This window comes from Calothrix sp. NIES-3974 (assembly GCF_002368395.1).
Classification (GTDB): domain Bacteria; phylum Cyanobacteriota; class Cyanobacteriia; order Cyanobacteriales; family Nostocaceae; genus NIES-3974.
In genome coordinates, this window is record NZ_AP018254.1 from 1,444,976 (window position 1) to 1,464,351 (window position 19,376).

At 43.1% G+C, this 19,376-nt stretch carries 14 protein-coding genes; 10 read left to right on the top strand and 4 right to left on the bottom strand.

Annotation, left to right across the window (positions count from 1 at the left end; translation table 11 throughout):
• The first annotated feature begins 156 nt into the window (after positions 1–156).
• The 5 genes from CDC37_RS05610 (at position 157) to CDC37_RS05630 (ending at position 5,388) form a co-directional block, all read left to right on the top strand.
• Positions 157–774 carry a DedA family protein gene (locus CDC37_RS05610; RefSeq protein WP_096620868.1) on the top strand — a complete coding sequence of 206 codons (618 nt, stop codon included), beginning with the start codon at positions 157–159 and terminating at the stop codon, positions 772–774.
• Between the two features lie 281 nt (positions 775–1,055).
• Positions 1,056–2,210 carry a ParM/StbA family protein gene (locus CDC37_RS05615; protein WP_096620869.1) on the top strand — a complete coding sequence of 385 codons (1,155 nt, stop codon included), beginning with the start codon at positions 1,056–1,058 and terminating at the stop codon, positions 2,208–2,210.
• Between the two features lie 5 nt (positions 2,211–2,215).
• Positions 2,216–2,782, top strand: a complete 567-nt coding sequence (locus CDC37_RS05620) for a plasmid segregation centromere-binding protein ParR (RefSeq protein WP_096620870.1) — start codon at positions 2,216–2,218, stop codon at positions 2,780–2,782.
• A 254-nt stretch (positions 2,783–3,036) separates the two neighbouring features.
• Entirely contained in the window at positions 3,037–4,476 is a 1,440-nt protein-coding gene (locus CDC37_RS05625) for a phosphoglucomutase/phosphomannomutase family protein (protein ID WP_096620871.1), read from the top strand.
• 198 nt (positions 4,477–4,674) lie between these two features.
• Positions 4,675–5,388 carry a Uma2 family endonuclease gene (locus CDC37_RS05630; protein ID WP_096620872.1) on the top strand — a complete coding sequence of 238 codons (714 nt, stop codon included), beginning with the start codon at positions 4,675–4,677 and terminating at the stop codon, positions 5,386–5,388.
• A 411-nt stretch (positions 5,389–5,799) separates the two neighbouring features.
• Here CDC37_RS05630 and CDC37_RS05635 read toward each other — a convergent pair whose 3' ends face one another.
• Both CDC37_RS05635 and CDC37_RS05640 read right to left on the bottom strand, forming a co-directional pair.
• A complete protein-coding gene (locus tag CDC37_RS05635; protein WP_096620873.1) occupies positions 5,800–7,308 on the bottom strand; it encodes an MBOAT family O-acyltransferase in 1,509 nt (502 codons plus the stop codon).
• A 237-nt stretch (positions 7,309–7,545) separates the two neighbouring features.
• Positions 7,546–10,530, bottom strand: coding sequence for a DUF1574 family protein (locus CDC37_RS05640; protein ID WP_096620874.1), 2,985 nt, complete (start codon positions 10,528–10,530; stop codon positions 7,546–7,548).
• A gap of 407 nt (positions 10,531–10,937) precedes the next feature.
• Between CDC37_RS05640 and CDC37_RS05650 the strand changes: the two genes are divergently transcribed.
• The 3 genes from CDC37_RS05650 (at position 10,938) to CDC37_RS05660 (ending at position 14,759) form a co-directional block, all read left to right on the top strand.
• Positions 10,938–11,195, top strand: a complete 258-nt coding sequence (locus tag CDC37_RS05650; protein ID WP_096620876.1) for a hypothetical protein — start codon at positions 10,938–10,940, stop codon at positions 11,193–11,195.
• A 139-nt stretch (positions 11,196–11,334) separates the two neighbouring features.
• Positions 11,335–14,379 carry a phosphoenolpyruvate carboxylase gene (ppc, locus tag CDC37_RS05655; RefSeq protein WP_096620877.1) on the top strand — a complete coding sequence of 1,015 codons (3,045 nt, stop codon included), beginning with the start codon at positions 11,335–11,337 and terminating at the stop codon, positions 14,377–14,379.
• A gap of 161 nt (positions 14,380–14,540) precedes the next feature.
• Positions 14,541–14,759 (top strand): hypothetical protein, encoded by a 219-nt coding sequence (locus CDC37_RS05660; RefSeq protein ID WP_096620878.1) that lies wholly within the window; start codon positions 14,541–14,543, stop codon positions 14,757–14,759.
• 126 nt (positions 14,760–14,885) lie between these two features.
• Here CDC37_RS05660 and CDC37_RS05665 read toward each other — a convergent pair whose 3' ends face one another.
• Both CDC37_RS05665 and CDC37_RS05670 read right to left on the bottom strand, forming a co-directional pair.
• Entirely contained in the window at positions 14,886–15,125 is a 240-nt protein-coding gene (locus CDC37_RS05665) for a ferredoxin-thioredoxin reductase variable chain (RefSeq protein ID WP_096620879.1), read from the bottom strand.
• A gap of 639 nt (positions 15,126–15,764) precedes the next feature.
• Positions 15,765–18,344, bottom strand: a complete 2,580-nt coding sequence (locus CDC37_RS05670; RefSeq protein ID WP_096620880.1) for a sigma 54-interacting transcriptional regulator — start codon at positions 18,342–18,344, stop codon at positions 15,765–15,767.
• A gap of 358 nt (positions 18,345–18,702) precedes the next feature.
• Between CDC37_RS05670 and CDC37_RS05675 the strand changes: the two genes are divergently transcribed.
• Both CDC37_RS05675 and CDC37_RS05680 read left to right on the top strand, forming a co-directional pair.
• Entirely contained in the window at positions 18,703–18,912 is a 210-nt protein-coding gene (locus CDC37_RS05675) for a chlorophyll a/b-binding protein (RefSeq protein WP_096620881.1), read from the top strand.
• A 72-nt stretch (positions 18,913–18,984) separates the two neighbouring features.
• On the top strand, positions 18,985–19,227 hold the full coding sequence (locus CDC37_RS05680; RefSeq protein WP_096620882.1) for a hypothetical protein: 243 nt from the start codon (positions 18,985–18,987) through the stop codon (positions 19,225–19,227).
• Positions 19,228–19,376: the final 149 nt, after the last annotated feature.

The window sequence follows — 19,376 nt, forward strand, 5'->3', positions numbered from 1 at the left end:
TATAAATAATTTTAATAAATGGGGTAAGAGGTAATAATTATTTCCTTTTACCCTTTCTTTTTGATTGATTTTTGTGAGTAATTGGTAATTTTTTCAACAATTTACTTCAAACTAAAATAACAACAGCTACGGAAAATTAGAGGAATCGCAAACTCAATGCTGGAATGGATTACAAATACAATCAACTCCCTTGGCTACCTTGGTATTGGTTTATTAATGTTTTTAGAAAATTTATTTCCTCCCCTCCCCTCAGAACTGATTATGCCTTTAGCAGGATTTACATCCAGTCCAGAAGCAGGGGGAAAATTGAGTTTGGTAGGTGTTTTTTTGGCGGGTGTAATTGGTTCAGTGTTGGGCGGTTTGGTTTGGTATTATCCGGGTAAGCTGTTAGGACTAGAGCGACTCCAGGAATTAGCAGACAGATATGGTAAGTGGGTGACAATATCCAGCAAAGATATTACCAAAGCAAATATTTGGTTTAATCGTCAAGGAAGTAAAGCTGTTTTCATCGGCAGATTAATACCGGGAGTACGGACATTAATTTCCGTACCGGCAGGAATTAGTAACATGCCCATAATTACCTTCCTATTGTATACGGGCTTGGGTAGCGCCTTGTGGGTAGGTTTGCTAACATACTCAGGATACGTATTGGGTAAACAATATGAACTTGTCGAGCGATACCTAGCTCCTGTATCAAAAATAGTGCTGCTTGCGATCGCCCTAATTTTTGTCTGGTGGGTGGTGAAACGGAAACGTTACAGCCAAAGAAGATAAAAAATTATACGGTTATCTACAACTTTGTAGACAAAAATCGCAGAAGAAACTAGTCCAAAAATGATACGATGCTGTCAATATCAAAGTGTTGCAGTCGTTATCGTCGCTAGGGATACAAAGGAGTGAATTAAATTTACAATTGATACGCTCTTGGCAACAGGTATAACAGTAAAGGTATATCTGACTACTGTTTCCCAATAAACCAATTGATTATGCTCGCATTTTTATAAAATGAGCATTTTATGACTTGTTCAAACTTGAAGTAATTACTAGGAGCTTTCATGACGGAACAACCTTCTGCCGCTACACCAATGAATGCTGCTGCAATCCCTATGAACCGGGTTACAGCATCGACTCCGATTAACGCCATCCCCAAACCCATGAATGGTGGTGGTTCTCCTTCTGGGAAAAATATCCTCAGTGTAGACCTGGGTCGGACTTCGACTAAGACCTGTGTCAGTCGCGAACCCAATAATGTGGTATTTATCCCTGCCAATGTCAAAAAAATGTCAATGGAACAGGTTCGGGGTGGAGTATTTGAAGCACGTGCTACTGACCCCTTAATGGATTTATGGTTTGAGTATCAGGGTAGCGGTTATGCTGTCGGTCAATTAGCTGCTGACTTCGGAGCCAATCTCGGTGTAGGTCAATCGAAAGTAGAAGATGCGTTGTGTAAAGTATTAGCTGCGGCTGGATATTTCAAACTCAAGGACGAAATTTCGGTTGTATTGAGCTTACCTTACCACTCCCAGGAACAATTTGAACGGGAAAAAAGCCAGTTAATCAGTCAGGTTAGCGGTCCCCACATTCTCAACTTCCGTGGAGAAGAGGTAAACTTAAATGTGACTAAGGTTTGGGTAATGCCAGAAGGCTATGGTAGCCTCCTGTGGTGCGAAGCTCAACCGAAGAAAGGCCCATCTACTTCCGACTTTACCAAAGTATCCGTGGCAATTGTGGATATTGGACACCAAACCATTGATTGCCTGATGGTGGATAATTTCCGCTTTGCACGGGGGGCTTCCAAGAGTGAAGACTTCGGGATGAATAAGTTTTATGAATTAGTGGCAGCAGAAATTGAAGGTTCTGACGCACAGTCACTCTCCTTAATTGCAGCAGTGAATCGTCCCAAAGGCGATCGCTTTTATCGTCCCCGTGGTGCGAGCAAACCAACCAATTTGGACGATTTCCTCCCCAATTTAACGGAAATGTTCTCCCGCGAAATTTGCAGTCGGATTTTGGCTTGGCTCCCAGAACGGGTTACTGACGTGATTTTAACTGGTGGTGGTGGCGAATTTTTCTGGGAAGACATGCAACGTCTACTCAAAGAAGCAAAAATTAACGCCCACCTAGCCGCACCATCGCGTCAAGCCAATGCCTTGGGGCAGTATATTTATGGAGAAACCCAATTATCTGCCAATCGTACACCTAAGGCCTAATTCTGATGTTCCAATGGTCCAAAAAAGTCGTTAAATCCGTTTCGTTTAATCCTGGAGTCGCGGACGAAAGTTTACTTGCATTAGTCGAAAGTCATTTGGAGAAAGACCCTGACAAGTCGTTTAGCGATTTATGCAAGGAAGCACTTTGGCAAGCTTTGTGCGTACCAGAGTCTGTTCGTCCCGTCTCCGGTTCCCCAATGGTGTTACCGGAGGGGAAAGTCGCAGAGGAGACAAAATCGTCCAACTCTGCTCACGCAATCACTGGGTCTAATTTAGGGGTTGAACAACAACTTGCCGTATTGCGACGACAAATGGCTGACCTAGAGGAACGTTTTTTTGCAAAGGAAGCAAATCGATTGGATGTGATGGAACGCCAGATATTGCAGTTAAATCAACAAATTGCCCAACTGGCGATGGTTCTTACCCAAGGTGTGACAGTCCAGGTTTCATCAATGCCATCACCACCTGTTGCAGATAAGCGTTCCCATTCCAGTCCTGGGTTCAGTTCACCTCCACCCCAGGAGGTTGACCCTGTGATTAGTCGTCTCAGTCATTTAGTTGATGATTTTTAAACTTCATTCAGGGTGCAATTTGTTCTCCACAATTTACATCAGCTCCTTAATAGTTAGGTCTATTAAGGAGTATTGCTTTCTTAATTCGTAATTTGTAATAGCCTACGGCAAGCCGCTACGCGTCTACGTAATTCGTGATTTTTCATCGCCTGTGGGCGGGTTATAGTGTGATTTTATACTTATAATTATAATTTTCCTACCGGGTGCCCGATATAAATGCTAGAATCCTGAGTTGAAAATTGGGGGGACCTGATATGTCGGTTGATGTGAGTTTAATTAAGTTTGGAACTGATGGTTGGCGCGGTGTAATTGCCAAAGAGTTTACGTTTGAGCGCGTGGCTTTGGTGGCACCGATTGCGGCGAAGGTTTTATCCTATACCTATGGTCAGATGGTCGGTAATCGGACTGTGATTGTCGGTTATGACCGCAGATTTATGTCTGAAGACTTTGCTAGGGTTGTCACCGATGCGGTGGTTCAGGCTGGTTTTGATGTGCTGTTAACGGAGTGTTTTGCACCGACTCCGGCTTTTAGTTGGGCTGCAAAAAATCGCAATGCCTTGGGTGCGTTGGTGATTACAGCTAGTCATAATCCTGGTAAATATTCGGGTTTGAAGGTCAAAGGTGCTTTTGGTGGTTCGGTTCCACCAGAGGTGACGAAGGAAATTGAAGCTTTATTGACTCAGGATGTCACCGTGAATGCGGAACCTGGACAGGTCGAGATGTTTGACCCTTGGGATAGTTATTGTCAGGGTTTACAAACAAAGGTTGATATCGAAAAAATCCGCACTGCTGTCAACACAGGTAAGCTGACCGTATTTGTGGACGCAATGCATGGTGCATCGGCTGGTGGTTTGGGAAGATTGATTGGTGATCAGGTGCGGGAGATTAATAGCGATCGCGATCCGTTATTTGAGGGTGGCGCACCGGAACCTTTACCTAAGTATCTATCACGGTTGTTTGCAGTCATGCAAGAACATCGGACTGAAAATCCTGATAGTTTAAGTGTGGGTTTGGTTTTTGATGGAGATTGCGATCGCATTGCTGCCGTTGATGGCAATGGTAATTTTTTGAGTTCCCAGGTATTAATTCCGATTTTAATCGACCATTTAAAGTTGCGTCGGCAATTTACTGGGGAAATAATTAAAACCGTCAGTGGTTCTGATTTAATGCCAAAGGTGGCTCAAATGCACGGTTTATCAGTGTTTGAAACTCCGGTTGGCTATAAGTATATCGCTGACCGGATGTTGGAAGTACCCGTATTATTAGGGGGAGAGGAATCCGGGGGAATTGGTTATGGTAATCATATTCCAGAACGGGATGCTCTGCTTTCGGCTTTGTATGTCTTGGAAGCGATTGTCGATTCGGGGTTAGATTTGGGTGAGTACTACCGGATGTTGCAGGAAAAAACCGGGTTTAGTTCTGCCTACGACCGCATTGATTTACCTTTGGCGAGTATGGATGTACGAGCAAAGTTATTAGCCCAATTGGAAAATCAACCATTAACGGAAATTGCGGGGAAAGCGGTAACGGATTGTCAAACCATCGATGGTTACAAGTTCCGTTTGGCTGACAACAGTTGGCTCATGATTCGTTTTAGCGGTACGGAACCAGTGTTACGGTTATATTGTGAAGCCGCAACTTTGGATGATGTTCATGCTACCTTGAATTGGGCGAAAAATTGGGCTGAATCTTAGGAATGCTGACCGTTGACTGTTGACTGGTGATTGTCAACAGTTGACAACCCCATGTTTTGCTTGAAAGTGAGTTGGGAGTGGGAAAAAATCCCTTTCATAGGTTCTGGTATCAGCATTACATGTAGGCTACTTCCATGAAAATCAGCTAACCTAATAAATGAGTAATAAATGAGTATTTAATGAGTTGATTTATATCCCATGTTTCAAACAGATCCTCCACGTCCTGCCCAGGAAGTACTTCCCACGATGTACGATTTAAAAAGTGAAGACCCGGAGGAACCTGGTTTGCCTGACGAATTTCACGATTTCCAACCCCAATTATTGCGGGAAACCTTTACTCCACCCGACTACCCCAAAGATGAGGTATTTATTGCCGCAGACTTGAATGTTTACTATGACCCAAATCATACCCAATGGTACAAGCGTCCAGATTGGTTTGCGGTCTTAGGTGTACCACGTTTATACCAGGGTCATGATTTACGGTTAAGTTATGTAATTTGGCAAGAGGGTGTCGATCCCAGTGTTGTGGTGGAGTTAATCTCTCCAGGTACAGAGAAGGAAGATTTAGGACAGAGTTTACGAGAAGTTAATCAACCCCCCACTAAGTGGGAAGTCTATGAGCGGATTTTACGTATTCCTTACTATATTGTTTTTGACCGCTACAGTGACGAACTTCAGGTATTTCAAAATATTGCCGGACGTTATCAGTCGATGACAATTACTGATAATCGGGTTTGGTTACCGGAATTAGGATTAGGGATTGGTTTGTGGTTGGGTAATTACCAGGATATCGAACGGTTGTGGTTGCGCTGGTATGATAGTTCGGGAAATTGGATTTTGACCGCAACAGAAAAAGCTGAACGTTTCGCTGCGAAGTTAAGAGATTTGGGAATAAATCCAGAGGAAGTTTAATATCGGAATCCGATTTGATGACTTAGAGGATGTTTTAAAAGTCGATTTTAATACTTGAATTATCGTTTTTGGGAATAGGGAGAGACGCGACATGTCGCATCTGTACTCTCGAAGGAAAAATCAGCTTTATAACCCCATGTCCAGAGTCGGGACGATAGTCCAAATATTGATAATTAATACTACGTGAGTACTCCTGGGTCGTAGCGAGCTACGACGGATTCAAATAACCCCTCTCCAAACCTTTCCCCTTCTTGGGGAGAGGCTTTGAAAACATAAATTTTTGGTTAAAAATACGGATTTTTCTGCCCCTCTCCATCCTGGAGAGGGGTTGGGGTAAGGTTCATCGAACTTACGTTAATACTTGACAAACAACCTCTTAGGCACTACTGCATTAATTAATCCCTTTCAGATTTAGTAATTGAAATAAATGAAGGGGACACTTCCTTCGGGAGCAAGGATTGCAACCAGGTAGAAGCACATGGGTACAAATAGGATTTTGACAGGCCAATTGAATTGCAGTTTAAATTGGCGATTAAAAAGATAAACTAAACTCATGAGGGTTGCGATCGCCATCAACAAAAAGGTAAGTTGGGGTGGGCTAATTTTGAGGGCTTCCACATAAACCTGTTGGATGAATTGGGGGTCTGCTTTATGGTTAAACAAACGTTGGAATACCAGTAATGAGTCCTGGAGGTTTGGTAAACGGAACCAAATCCAAGCGGTGAATACCATCAGTTGGGTGAGTAACCAAGCGAGGAATACTCCCAAGGGTGATTGCCAGAAATTTTCCAAAGTTCCTGTGCGATCGCTCAATACATCAGTAATCCGATGAATTGCTAATGCGATTCCGTGGTAAAGTCCCCAAATCACGAATCCCAGAAATCCCCGTGGTTCCACATGCCAAATTCCAGCAATCAACATCACAATAATCAGATTAATGCAGGTGCGAGTCAGACCTTGACGGGAACCTCCCAGGGGAAAGTATAAATAATTGCGCAACCAATCCCCTAAAGTCATGTGCCAACGCCGCCAAAATTCAGCAATACTAGTACTAAAATATGGTGCATCAAAGTTTTGGGGTAGGTTAATCCCAAAGAGTAAGGCTCCACCCCTAGCTATATCTACGTAGCCACTAAAGTCTAAATAAAGTTGTAAACCATAGGCGAATGTACCTAACCACAGGTCGCCACTACCAGCCCTCTGGATATTACCAAAGCATAAATCCACGTAGACACCGATATTATCAGCAAGTATACCTTTTTTGAGAGCGCCACGGGCAATTAGCCAGAGTGCATCGGCAATTTGTTCCCCACCGGGAAATCGAGCGGTGTGAAGTTGATGGGCAAAGTGATGAAATCGGGTAATCGGACCAGAAGCGATTTTGACAAAAAAGATTTTATAGGCTGCAAATTTCAGCCAATTTTTAGTTGCAGGTGCGCCACGATAAACATCAACAAGGTAAGCAATGCATTCAAAAATGAAATAGGAAATACCGAGGGGAGCAATTAGTTGGAAGTTGAAGAAACTGGTGTTTTCAGTATCGGTAGAAATAAATTTGAGGAAGGGTTCAACATATTTGAATGTGGCTAAAATCAAAATATTTAAAATAATTCCTAGCCACATAATTTTCCATCGTCTTCGGTTCCAATCCGCTTGGGCAAATTGCCATTCAATATTAGATATTTGGAAATCAAAGTTATGGCGACCAGGGGCAGTATTTTGTCCTAAAGCCACACCTAACTGATAATTAACTAGGGTTAATACGGCTAACAGGGGAAGATATTGGGGTTGTAGGGATGCATATAAAACTATGCTCGCCATCAGTATAATCCACAGTCGGTGAGATTCGGAATTGACTGACCAGTAGATTCCCAAAACACTTAATAAGAATATGCTGTATAGGATGGAGATGAAATTCATTCGATCGATTTTAGATTTTGGATTTTAGATTTTGGATTATTCGATTTTGGATTTTAGATTTTGGATTCATCAATTCAGAAATCATCAGACATCATTAAATTATATTCCTTTACTTTCTTGACCCAACTCCCGATTCCCAACTCCCGACTCCCTTTGTTTCATAATTAATTATATTCCTTGGCTTTTTTTACCCGATTCCCAACTCCCGATTCCCAACTCCCGTTGTTCCATAATTAATTATATTCCTTGGCTTTTTTTACCCGATTCCCGACTCCCGATTCCCGACTCCCGTTGTTTTATTTTCCAAGGAATCATGGGGTCGGTGGCAAGTTTTTTCGATACTTCATAGGCTCCATATTGATTTAGATGACTGGGGTCTGAGAAAAATTGATTTTGGGTGGGAAAAAGTAAACTTAAATCGCGAAAAATAAAGTGGGAGTTTTCACTGGCTATTTGCAACATGTATTGCTGAAATTCCTGTTCGTGGATTGTACGATATTGATCTAGATATTCATTGCTCAAGGGCATATTGACAAATACGAGGGAAATTTTTTGAGTATTGGCAAATTGTAAAATTGCCTGTAGGGCTGCGTCCTGTTGTCCTGATAACAGAAAAGATTTATAGTCATTGTCGTAGTTACCGGGAACGCGGGGATGTTTTTGATAGTAGGTTGAGGGGTTGAAGCGGTCGGAAAGGGCTAAGAATCCGTCAAAATCTACGGTTTGATTGGCTGCTAATGGGGAATCTGGGGAGTTTGATGCGGGATTATTGGCACCCAAACCGGGGAAAAATTTGATTTGGTCGGTGATTAAGCGTTTCAACTCTTGACGATGGGGATAGGTGGCAAATAGGTTACTGAACCGTTCATTTAACCAGTTATTGGCGATTTGATAGCTGTTGCTGTGATTTTTTGCGGGCTGACTGGTAAGCTCGGCTGTATCTGATGTTTGTTCACCTTGGTTGCGTTTAATGGCTTGTTCAATGACATACTGATAACCAGGGGATGCCGCGATCGCATTAAATGTTAAATCATCCCGACCGCTATTAAAAGCCCGCGCTCCATCTGCCCAAATAATCATTTTTGGTAGTTCTTCCTGGGCAAGGACTTGACGTAAAATAAAGTCAACTACTTGGGCTGTCGCACCGTTAATCCCAAAGTTAAAAATATTCAGTTGACTGTAACCTTGATTTTTGAGGGATTTGGCTAAGGCATCTGGGTCTACTCCCCGTAAGGCTCGTGAAGAACCGATAATCAATACATCCGGGGGATTACCCCACTCTTGAAGTCTTTGTTTATACAGAGCTAGTTGTTCATCTAGCTGACGAGCGTTGAAGGTGGGAATGGGCGATCGCGCTGCGAGTAAAATGGCTGTGGCGGTTCCATTACCTCTAGGGGGGTTGGTGGTTGTAAAGCCGGAGGCGTTAAATTCTGCGGAGGGGGAGTTGGTGGTAAATTGGTCTGGGTTGTTTGTTGGTGGGGGTGGAGGTGGACTAGTTACTTGGGTGAGGGGGGTGTTCGGTTTAGTTTGGGTGATTACGTAATGAAATAACCAATCAGCTTGCACTGTTAATAGTATGCCGAGGGTTCCCCATACAAGTAAAGTTAAATAATTAGAGGATGGGTAAGTTGTCTGACCGGGGGTGAGGGATTCGGCAAATAGTTGACTGCTAAGTAAAAATTGGCGGATGCGATCGCCTATTGCTCGAATAGTTGTGGTGACGAAGGTTTGTAGGTCTTCTTTGGTTAAATCGGGACGGATGGTAGCTTCGGCATTGTCGGTTGGTAATAATTCCTGTACGTAGGCTGATGTGGCGGCAAATTCTGGTGTTGGTTCGGGGACAATGACATCACGAGCTTGAAAATCAGTGCCGTAGTTCCAAAATGGCTCCTTACTACCAGCCCGACGACCGTAAATCCTGATACCAGCTATACCGGGAATGCGTAGTTCCCGTATTAACTTACTAATTGGATGAACTACCTGTTTACGCTGGGGACAGATGGGAGCATCGCACATGATATGTAATAAATCGCCCCTGCGACTCAGTAAAACCCGAATTCCACCTGTTTTTAAACGCCAATCCAAATTCGGATTAAGTAACCGCTCAATCAAAAATAAAATTGCTGGTTCATCACCACAGCTAGCAAGTTCCAAAACCGGTTGAGCCAAAGCTGGATGTTCCTTCGCAGGTAAAGATAACCAATCAATCCATGTTGGTGTATCATTAACTGCTTGGGTTTGTCCGTAGACAGTTGCGGCCGTTATGGCTTGGGGAGCAATGGATTCGAGGAATTTGCCAATAATTTCCAGACATCTTTGCTTGGGAGGAACATAGGTGGGATTTACACTACTAGCGGGGCTGCAAAAAATATGCAGAGTGGTATCCTTGAGGGTGACAGTTACTTTGGCTTGTAGGGTGGATAATTCCTGAGCTAACAACCGAGAAATTGCTTGTACATCCCCCCACCGCGACCATTCCTTCAACATTCGTTCGGGAGGAGTTAAATCGATCCGCAATAACCAATCGGGTTTGGATTCCCCTTGCACTTGGTTAGCGATAATTGCATCCCCATAGCCCGTTAGATTCAGATGACGCAATTTTGCCGCTACAGGTTCAGCAATTAACTGGGGGTCAGGACTGTAGGCAGATTGACAAAAAACCCACAGCCGGAAATTATCTGGGTTTTGGGAAAAACGGGACTTGTGGGGGCGAACTTTCACCTGGACATCAATCCCCAAAGGGCTGAGAGTTTCGCTTAAATACCGCGCGATCGCCTCTGGTTTTCCTTGACGTGCCAAACTTTCATTCGACACAATCAAAGCCCCCCCCGGTTCAATTTGTGACCGATTCACCTTGACCAGGGCTTTTTCTACCTGTTCCAAATGGCGGTCAATTTGGTTAAGATAAACCCGGTGACACCATCGCGGTCGCTGTTCACCTTTTTTTCTGCCGTAGACAAATACTTGGTATATTGAGGGCTGCTCACGATTTTGGGTTTCCCCAACTTGATTGGCCTTGGTTAATGCATCCAAATCCGTCTGCTGTAGCGCTCTGAGTAAATCCGAGAGCATCTGCCAACGCTGGGGACATTCCACCGCTTCGCAAAGAATATGTAAATCATTGCCAAGCAATCTGATTTTCACCCCAAACGTATTTATACCCGTAGCTTGGCTGACCCATTGTGCCAGGGATTGCTGAGTATCTGGAAGGACTGTTTTCATGGAAAATTGCATGACAGGACACGGGAAGGCAGAAAAATAAATAAAAGGGAATCCCCACAATACAAAGTTTAGGAGCTTGAATTTAGGAGGTTGTCACCTTTTGGGACTGAGGACAGAATTTATACTTAAACCGATTATCCTCTGCCCTATTTTGGTCAAGGAACCTTAAATTTGAAGGATCGAGATCAAAACATAATCTTATAAACTGATTTTGGGATTCGTCCAACTCCCATTGGCGAACTTGTAAAATTGTCATCGAATTCAACCGCGATAAATCCTGAATCACCAATAACTTGTAAACTAGAACCATAGAATTATCCTACTGTTTGAGAAATCATCCTACATTTTTTGGCGTGGGGAGAACCTCAACAGTCAGTACAAATCCGATAGGAGTGAATATCACCGCAATGTCATCAATTAATCCTCCACCATCTTCGACTTCCATGATTCCCGAATTCTTGACCCCTCCTTCTTCCCTCCTACTGGGATTAGGGACGATTTGTCTATTAGGGGCAGTATTTTGCCAGAAAGCTGTGGGGGAGACAATCATTTCCTGTTCCCAAGCTAGTGAGGAAATTTTTCGGGGCGATCGCTTGCCAATTTTGCCATTTCCCTCGACAAATAGCACTAATGATGGTACTGATACCACTTCGATAAACCGTTAAATAGACTACATAATATAACTTTCAAATTTTACGCGCTCTACTCACCCTCCGCAATGCTTGCACTAGTTGACATTGAAATCATGATCCTGGGGCAGTGGTTGAGCATACCTACAAACACCCATTTTCGTGGCCAGCAGATATGAGTTCCCTTTTATACGATAGTGAAATTGATTCTCCAGCAGTAAATATTGACCCCGAATTGGATTTATTTCTAAGGCAGCGCCTACAAATTATGGAGGAACTGTGGGAAAAGGTATTACTGCAAGAATGCGGTCAGCAAATGGTCGATTTGTTACGTCAGTTGCGTGATTTATGCTCACCGGAGGGCCATGCTACGAATGAAAACGCGGCTTCGGTATTCAAATTGATTGAGCAGTTGGATATCAATGAGGCGATTCGAGCTTCGCGAGCATTTGCCCTGTATTTTCAGCTAATTAATATTATTGAGCAGGATTACGAACAACGCCAGCAAATGATGCGCTATAAGGTGGAACCGGAATCTCCGACCCACTATGGTCATCAACAGGTGGCTTTAGCAGCTGCGGAAACCGTGGGTGCAAATAATAACAGCATTGGAGCCGAAATGCTAGCCAAAAGTTGGCATCAAGCCAATTCTCCCAAAGATAAGGGTACTTTTGGCAGTTTGTTTCCCAAGTTATTCAAGCTAAATGTTCCTCCTAAACACATTCAACGTTTAATCGATCAATTGGATGTGCGTTTAGTATTTACAGCCCATCCCACGGAAATTGTCCGCCATACCATTCGTGGTAAACAAAGACGGGTTGTCCAACTTCTCCAGCAATTAGATGCCTTAAATCATCCTTCCAGCTATGGTGGAGCTAGTTCTTGGCAAGTGGAAGAGATTCGATCTTTGTTATTGGAAGAAATTCGTCTGTGGTGGCGAACCGACGAGTTACACCAGTTTAAACCATCGGTCTTGGATGAAGTTGATTATGCGCTACATTACTTCCAAGAAGTGATTTTTGATGCGATTCCCCAGTTATATCGTCGGTTAAGCAAAACTTTACAGGCAACCTTTCCCTGGTTGGAACCTCCCCAGAAAAACTTTTGTAAATTTGGTTCCTGGGTGGGGGGCGATCGCGATGGCAATCCCTCTGTAACTCCGGAAATTACCTGGGAAACAGCCTGTTATCAACGTCATTTAGTCCTGGAAAAATACATTCAATCAGTAAAATCGCTGCGAGAATTATTAAGTGTCTCCATGCACTGGAGTGATGTTCTCCCCGATTTACTGGAGTCCTTGGAATTTGATCAATCCCAGTTGGGCAAAGTTTACGAAGAATTAGCCCTACGTTACCGTCAGGAACCCTACCGTCTCAAACTGTCCTATATCCTCAAACGTTTAGAAAATACCCGCGATCGCAATTCTCTGCTGCAAAATGGTGAAATCCTCAAGGATGAGTTACGGGAATACTACCGTTCGGGTGATGATTTCTTGAATGAATTGCGGTTAATCCAGCGCAACCTGACGGAAACTGGTCTCAGTTGTCAACACCTAGAAAACTTAATTTGCCAAGTCGAAATTTTTGGGTTTAACTTGACCCAGTTGGATATTCGTCAAGAATCTTCCCGTCATAGCGATGCTCTCAACGAAATTCTCACCTACCTAGGAATTCTTGACCGTTCCTACAATGACCTCAGTGAAGCAGAACGTATATCCTGGTTAGTCAGCGAACTCCAAACCCGTCGTCCCCTCATCCCAGCTGAATTACCCTTTAGTGATCGCACCAATGATGTCATTCAAACCATGCGAACCGTGCGATCGCTCCAGCAGGAATTTGGTTACAACATTTGTCAAACCTACATTATCAGCATGTGTCGCGAAGTCAGCGACGTGTTAGAAGTACTATTGTTTGCCAAGGAAGCTGGTATTTTTGACCCCGGTACAGCTATCGGTTCCCTGCAAGTAGTCCCCCTATTTGAAACCGTGGAAGACCTGTTGCGATCGCGCAGTATCATGGCCCAATTATTCGATTTACCCCTGTATCGAGCTTTACTCGCAGGTGGATTCCCAGCCATCCACAACCAACCCGATGCACCGGTCTCCCCCCTCACTCCCAACCTCCAAGAAGTCATGTTGGGCTACTCCGACAGCAATAAGGACTCCGGCTTTTTAAGTAGTAACTGGGAAATTCATAAAGCCCAGAAATCCCTCCAGGAAATCGCTGAAGCTCATGGTATTAATCTACGCATATTTCACGGGCGTGGTGGTTCCGTGGGTCGCGGTGGTGGGCCAGCCTACGAAGCGATTTTAGCCCAACCAGGTCACAGCATCAATGGACGCATTAAAATCACCGAACAAGGGGAAGTATTAGCCTCCAAATACTCCCTACGAGATTTAGCCCTGTACAATCTAGAAACCATCACCACCGCAGTCATCCAAGCGAGCTTACTACGTAACGGCTTCGACAACATCGAACCCTGGAACGAAATCATGGAAGAACTAGCCGTGCGATCGCGCCAACATTATCGCAACCTGATTTACGAACAACCCGATTTTATTGACTTTTTCCACCAAGTCACCCCCATCGAAGAAATCAGCCAACTACAAATTAGTTCCCGTCCTGCTCGTCGTCCCTCTGGGCAAAAAAATATTAGCAGTCTCCGGGCTATACCCTGGGTATTTAGCTGGACACAAACCCGTTTTCTCCTCCCCTCCTGGTATGGAATGGGAACCGCCATGCAGGAATTTCTCAACGAAAACCCAGAAGAAAACCTGCAATTATTACGTTCCTTTTACGTCAAATGGCCGTTTTTCAAAATGGTGATTTCCAAAGCCGAAATGACCCTAGCCAAGGTTGACCTACAAATGGCCCAACACTATGTCCAACAACTTTCCCAACCTGAAGACCGACAACGATTTGAGGCATTATTCGCCCAAATCCGTCAAGAATATTACCTCATTCGTGATTTAGTCCTCAAAATCACCCAACACCAACGCTTGCTAGACGGCGACCCCACCCTCCAGCGCTCCGTACAATTACGGAATGCAACAATTGTACCGTTAGGTTTTATTCAAGTAGCTCTCCTCAAACGTCTGCGAGCATCAAAACAAACCGTCACCACTGGAGTTATCCATTCCCGCTATAGCAAAGGTGAACTATTGCGTGGCGCACTTTTGACCATCAACGGTATCGCTGCGGGAATGCGTAACACAGGTTGATTTAGATTTGTAGTTGCGGTTTTAGCCCCGAAAAAGCGTTAAGATAAAAGCGCTCCTTGCACCTCACTCACTTGACAACCTATCCCCTGACTTGAAGGTGAGTGGGGAAAAGCCGCTTTCATACCTAATACATGTAGGCTACTCCCATATACTGAAAACCAATGTCTAATCACTTACCACACATCATCCCAGCACTACCACCCCAAGCAGAAGACGTACTAGCAGCAGCCCAAATTACGCGGGAATATTATGCGGAGGTGCGTAGTCGAAACGAATTTGCCCAATACTGTCAATGGTATCATGCCACAGCAGCCGCAAACCGCCATGATTTGCAAAAAATGCGCGGCGAATTGAATATTTTTGCCTGGTTTCGCCGTTGATAAAATTACTAATTTTAACTGGAGCGCTTTTAGATTTTCCCTACTTGCTTGATATTCCCAAGCAAAACCTAGATATGATACTGTGATACTGGGACTTTCTCTCCAGTCCCAGATATGAAGGAAAATCTAATCGGGTGAAGAAATCACTTCCAGTTCATTTTCCCGTAGATGTGCTTTAAACTTTTTGCTATCAGCAAACTGAACTAGAATCGGGAAATTAGCGCTGACAGGTCTACCTTGCCATTCATTCACAATACTGACCACCTCTCCCTCAAACCCTTGAATATTGAGGGGTTTACCACGATGCTCCGGATGGTGGTAAACAACAATCGAATCTTTAACACGAACGCGATCGCCTACTTTCATACCGACACTAGAACCTATATTTTTCTGCTGTGTAAGTGTTTCCACACCCGTCCCTCACGCTAATTGACTAATTGATTTGATGATTCTGGCTGAAACAACTGGCCATGACTTTGTTGCAAGATTGATTGAAATCAAAACTAACTGACTATTGATAATTGATAATGCAGCAATTTCGATCGGGTACAGAATCAAGATGAAAATAATAGACTGGATATCAGCATTCTAAAGTTTTTTTAAATTTAATCACTGTACCTTCTGAAATATGCCTGAATTGCCAGCAGCTTGATTGATTGCAACCAAACCTAAATCTATCAGTCTGGGAAAGCAGATTGAACTAGAAGTCGTATATTCAGGAATACAAACCTTAGTTCAATCGCATTTTCTCCAACAGACAAGACACGACAACCATAACCAGATTTGAGATTAGACCATAATTTTTATCTTCGCCCTAAATGTACAACAGGTCAATCCACAAATCGATATTCTCATCATAAGTATCGGAATATTGATTATACTTTACACTGTCAATAAGCGGGCTTTTCGCTGGGGATAGTTCATGGGCAATCTCCCTACCTCTACCCGTCAACTGTCAACTGTCAACAAACTAACAGGAAAACATATCAGCCCAGAAATTACAATTCAAACAATTATTATTTGCCACATACTAGCTGCTAATCCCAGGGTTGCTAAATGTTGCCAAATTAAGATGGATAATGGCTGACGGGCGATTTTGTGGGTCAAAATCATGGAAAGCAGTACCGCAAACACTAATGTTGTACCCTGCAAAAAAGCAATCACTGCGGGATGGGCAACAAACATTGGTACATGGATATTATTTAATTGAAAGGTCGCAAGGGTGACGGGGAGAATTTTTCCGCCTTCACTTAATCCTAAGTGCCAATAATGGGCAATATTCCCACCTAATACTAAGGGTAAATAACCATAGGCAAGTTCGATGAATTTACGAGCTTTGATCCGAGGTATTGGGGTTACTGGTTGTTTTGGCTGGAGTGATAGTAATTGAGGGTAAATCCAGCACCAAATTTGAGTGAAAATATTGGCAGCAATACAGATGAATCCAGGAATGATTAGGGCAAGAATGGATAGTAGTGAGTGGGGGAAAAATTGCTGTAAATCCAGGTTTAATCCCAGCCAAGTTTGAATTTCTGGTAAGCGATGGAGGAATACTCCACCTAAAAGTAAAAATAATAGGGCTACTTCATAACTGCGGGGATTATGGGTTGTCCAAAGTTCAATTCCCGGTGGACGTAAGTTAAATTCTACGGAACGGTGGGGACAGGCTTTTAAGCAGGTCATACATAAAACACAATCCCGGTTATCTTCTAATTGGGCGGGATGGGAATATAATGGACAGCCATTTGTTGCCATACCTTCGCCTTTTTGGGGGCCACCTTTATAACATTGATAGGTTGTACAACTAGCTGCACAAATTCCTTGTTGGGCACGTAATTCAGTCATAGATAATTTGGCAAATAAACCATTCATTCCCCCGATGGGACAGAGATAACGACACCAAAATCGGCGTTCAAAAATCAGCGAACAAATTACGGCACCCCCAGTAATTAATAGTAATAAACATGCCGACAAATAGGCAGTATTTGGCAAATTCCAGAGTTCTTCCCACAAAAATATTAAAGTAAATAAAGTAAATAAAAACCAACCGCCCCATTTCTCTGCTGGTTCACGGGGCCATTTTTTCAAAGTGCGTGGAAATAGATATAGTGATAATTTTTGGGCAATTTCACCATATATCATAAATGGACAAAAGGCGCACCAAATCCGACCGAGAAAGGGAAATAATAACAGAAAACCTAACCACCACCAAGCCCAAAATAAATTCAAACCAAAGTTTTCTGCACGGGTTTGAGGACCAAAAAATAACACCGCCACAATCACAGCAAAGGCAATAGTAGTAAAGCCAAAATTAATCCGGTCAGGATACCAATCACTCCGCAAGAATCGCCGTAATTGGGGATATAAATTCAGTAGATTGACACGAAAACGTTTTTTCTTAGTTTGGACTGACCAAAATATTTCTTCGGTTAATTCTTGATTAGTTTCTGCTTGAATAATTGCTCGTTCTACTAAACTTTCTAGTTCCTTGAGATTCCCAGGAAAATCATAGGATTGTAAGCGTCGTAATGCTTCCGGTGTCATTTGGGGTTTGGGAATACCCCTTGCACGGGTATATAAGCCCATGTAATAGTCAACTTGGACTTGAATATCACTTTTGCGAACCCGTAAGGGTGGAACTTTGATCGTGGAGCTAACACTACGCTCAATTGCTGGTACAGTTTTTTCCGAGACAATCAGGATACGAGCTTGACTAGTATAGGTTTCCGGTTCTGCTTCTCCAACACGTGGTACGGGTTTATAGGTATTGGTTTGTAATAAATTAACAATTGCTGGTAATAATTCCTGGGGTAATTCCTGAATATTATTCAGAACAAGAGTACCATTACCCAAATAGGCGAGTAATCCTGGTTTACCACCGACTCGACCAAACAAATCTGCACCACTGGTTTGGAGAAAACCACAGTTGACTTTAATGATAGGGGTGCGTCGAAGGGGTGAACTGTAGTGGATAAGAGCGGCGATATTGTCTTTTTCTAGACCAGGTTCACCGAAAATGAGGGTAGAATTACGGTTATTGGCGGCAATCCGAATTTGTTCACGTAATTTTTTGGCATAGCGACTACTACCGACGATTCCCCGTTTAGCTTTTGTAACCAGGTAAGGACGCAATTCCAAGGAACGCTGTTGTTCGTAGTCAAAAGCGGAAGCGAGTTGGGCTAATTCGTCCGCTAACAGTCGAGAAATAGCTTGGTTGATTTCCGGGTACTGATGAATGATGGTGCGAAATTTATCGGCACTGAGAAAGTAAAGATGGCATTCATTCAGGGTGACAATATTGCAGACAGAAGGTTGATCAAGAAGTAATTCTTTTAAATTAATTGCCGTACCGGGGAGTAAACCGCAACAAGCACTTGTATATTTGGGATTAGTGCTATTGGTCTCAATCCGACCACTTTCCAACAGATATAGACCATCGGGGATAGTATTTTCACTGATAAATTGAGTATCGGCGGGAATTACTTTGTGAATAAATTGGGATGCGATCGCATTTAGTACCTCGGTCGATAATACCCCCAGAACTGTTCGTTCTTGCAACCATACAATTCGTTGATCTTCAGTCATGGTAGATTCCCTGTCTGTTGTTTGATGTTTTCTACGCAGTTACTGACTTGAAAGTGTAGACGCAAAAGCGGCTAGTACTCCACCACACTAATTTTACGAATTTTACGTGAGTACCCACGTTAATTTTGATAGCAGGGAAAAGGCTCCTAGCAATGATTCGAGATAAAGAGAGTCTCGTTCCTTGTCTCCACCCAGAGTGCGGAACCAAGGAAAATTCTCAATCCCTCGACGGTTTTCCCCCCTCAATGTTCGGTTTACACACCAAGCTATTTGTCAAGATTTTTGTAATACTTATTTACATAAGTTAAAAAACAGTTACACAAATAGTTAAGGTAATCAAAATAAACGGAGGAAACCTATGACCCAGGGAAACTTTGCCATGAACGAACGAGCTCGTCTCAACAAAGTCGCGATTGAACCAGAAATGTATTTACAGGAATCACCTCGATTTGGATTTACCCAATATGCGGAGAAATTAAACGGACGTTTAGCAATGATTGGATTTGTCGCCTTAATCGTCCTTGAAGCGACTACCGGACATGGTTTGAGTGCTTTATTTAACTTTTAATTGCAAACAGCGATTCCCAAGTAGTTCACAACTGACAACAGATTAATTAAAACAAACAGAGGAGAGACATCTATGCGTACTGACTTTGACTACCCCAACAAAGACCTGCTTGGACCAGTTGTATTTCGTCCCAGTTTCAACCAATTTGAAAACATTAATGCTAACCAAGCATGGTCACTCTTTTTCAGTGCTGGACAGGACGATAAAGTTCTTGGTGAACAGCGTGAGTTAGGTAATTTGTTCACCAACCTGTTAATTGCCATCGGTGTGACCGGTACTATTTGGGGTATTTATTTTACTGGCATCATTGGTTAATTAGCTAATTATACGATGAATATTTGAGCGTGCTTCCGGGGGGATAATTCTCTCCGGATTTTTTGTTGTGAATTCAAGGTAAAATGTGTTCTAAATCAACGTGAATATTTCTGTGGGTCAGTAATACCATTATTTGAGATTCCCTTACG

Excerpts from the sequence above, each read along its gene's own strand:
- CDC37_RS05635 (WP_096620873.1), bottom strand. The coding sequence starts at position 7,308 with ATGAATTTCATCTCCATCCTATACAGCATATTCTTATTAAGTGTTTTG.
- CDC37_RS05670 (WP_096620880.1), bottom strand. The coding sequence starts at position 18,344 with ATGACTGAAGATCAACGAATTGTATGGTTGCAAGAACGAACAGTTCTG.
- ppc (WP_096620877.1), top strand. The coding sequence starts at position 11,335 with ATGAGTTCCCTTTTATACGATAGTGAAATTGATTCTCCAGCAGTAAAT.
- CDC37_RS05660 (WP_096620878.1), top strand. The coding sequence starts at position 14,541 with ATGTCTAATCACTTACCACACATCATCCCAGCACTACCACCCCAAGCA.
- CDC37_RS05640 (WP_096620874.1), bottom strand. The coding sequence starts at position 10,530 with ATGAAAACAGTCCTTCCAGATACTCAGCAATCCCTGGCACAATGGGTC.
- CDC37_RS05615 (WP_096620869.1), top strand. The coding sequence starts at position 1,056 with ATGACGGAACAACCTTCTGCCGCTACACCAATGAATGCTGCTGCAATC.
- CDC37_RS05630 (WP_096620872.1), top strand. The coding sequence starts at position 4,675 with ATGTTTCAAACAGATCCTCCACGTCCTGCCCAGGAAGTACTTCCCACG.
- CDC37_RS05610 (WP_096620868.1), top strand. The coding sequence starts at position 157 with ATGCTGGAATGGATTACAAATACAATCAACTCCCTTGGCTACCTTGGT.
- CDC37_RS05620 (WP_096620870.1), top strand. The coding sequence starts at position 2,216 with ATGTTCCAATGGTCCAAAAAAGTCGTTAAATCCGTTTCGTTTAATCCT.
- CDC37_RS05665 (WP_096620879.1), bottom strand. The coding sequence starts at position 15,125 with ATGAAAGTAGGCGATCGCGTTCGTGTTAAAGATTCGATTGTTGTTTAC.
- CDC37_RS05625 (WP_096620871.1), top strand. The coding sequence starts at position 3,037 with ATGTCGGTTGATGTGAGTTTAATTAAGTTTGGAACTGATGGTTGGCGC.
- CDC37_RS05675 (WP_096620881.1), top strand. The coding sequence starts at position 18,703 with ATGACCCAGGGAAACTTTGCCATGAACGAACGAGCTCGTCTCAACAAA.
- CDC37_RS05680 (WP_096620882.1), top strand. The coding sequence starts at position 18,985 with ATGCGTACTGACTTTGACTACCCCAACAAAGACCTGCTTGGACCAGTT.
- CDC37_RS05650 (WP_096620876.1), top strand. The coding sequence starts at position 10,938 with ATGTCATCAATTAATCCTCCACCATCTTCGACTTCCATGATTCCCGAA.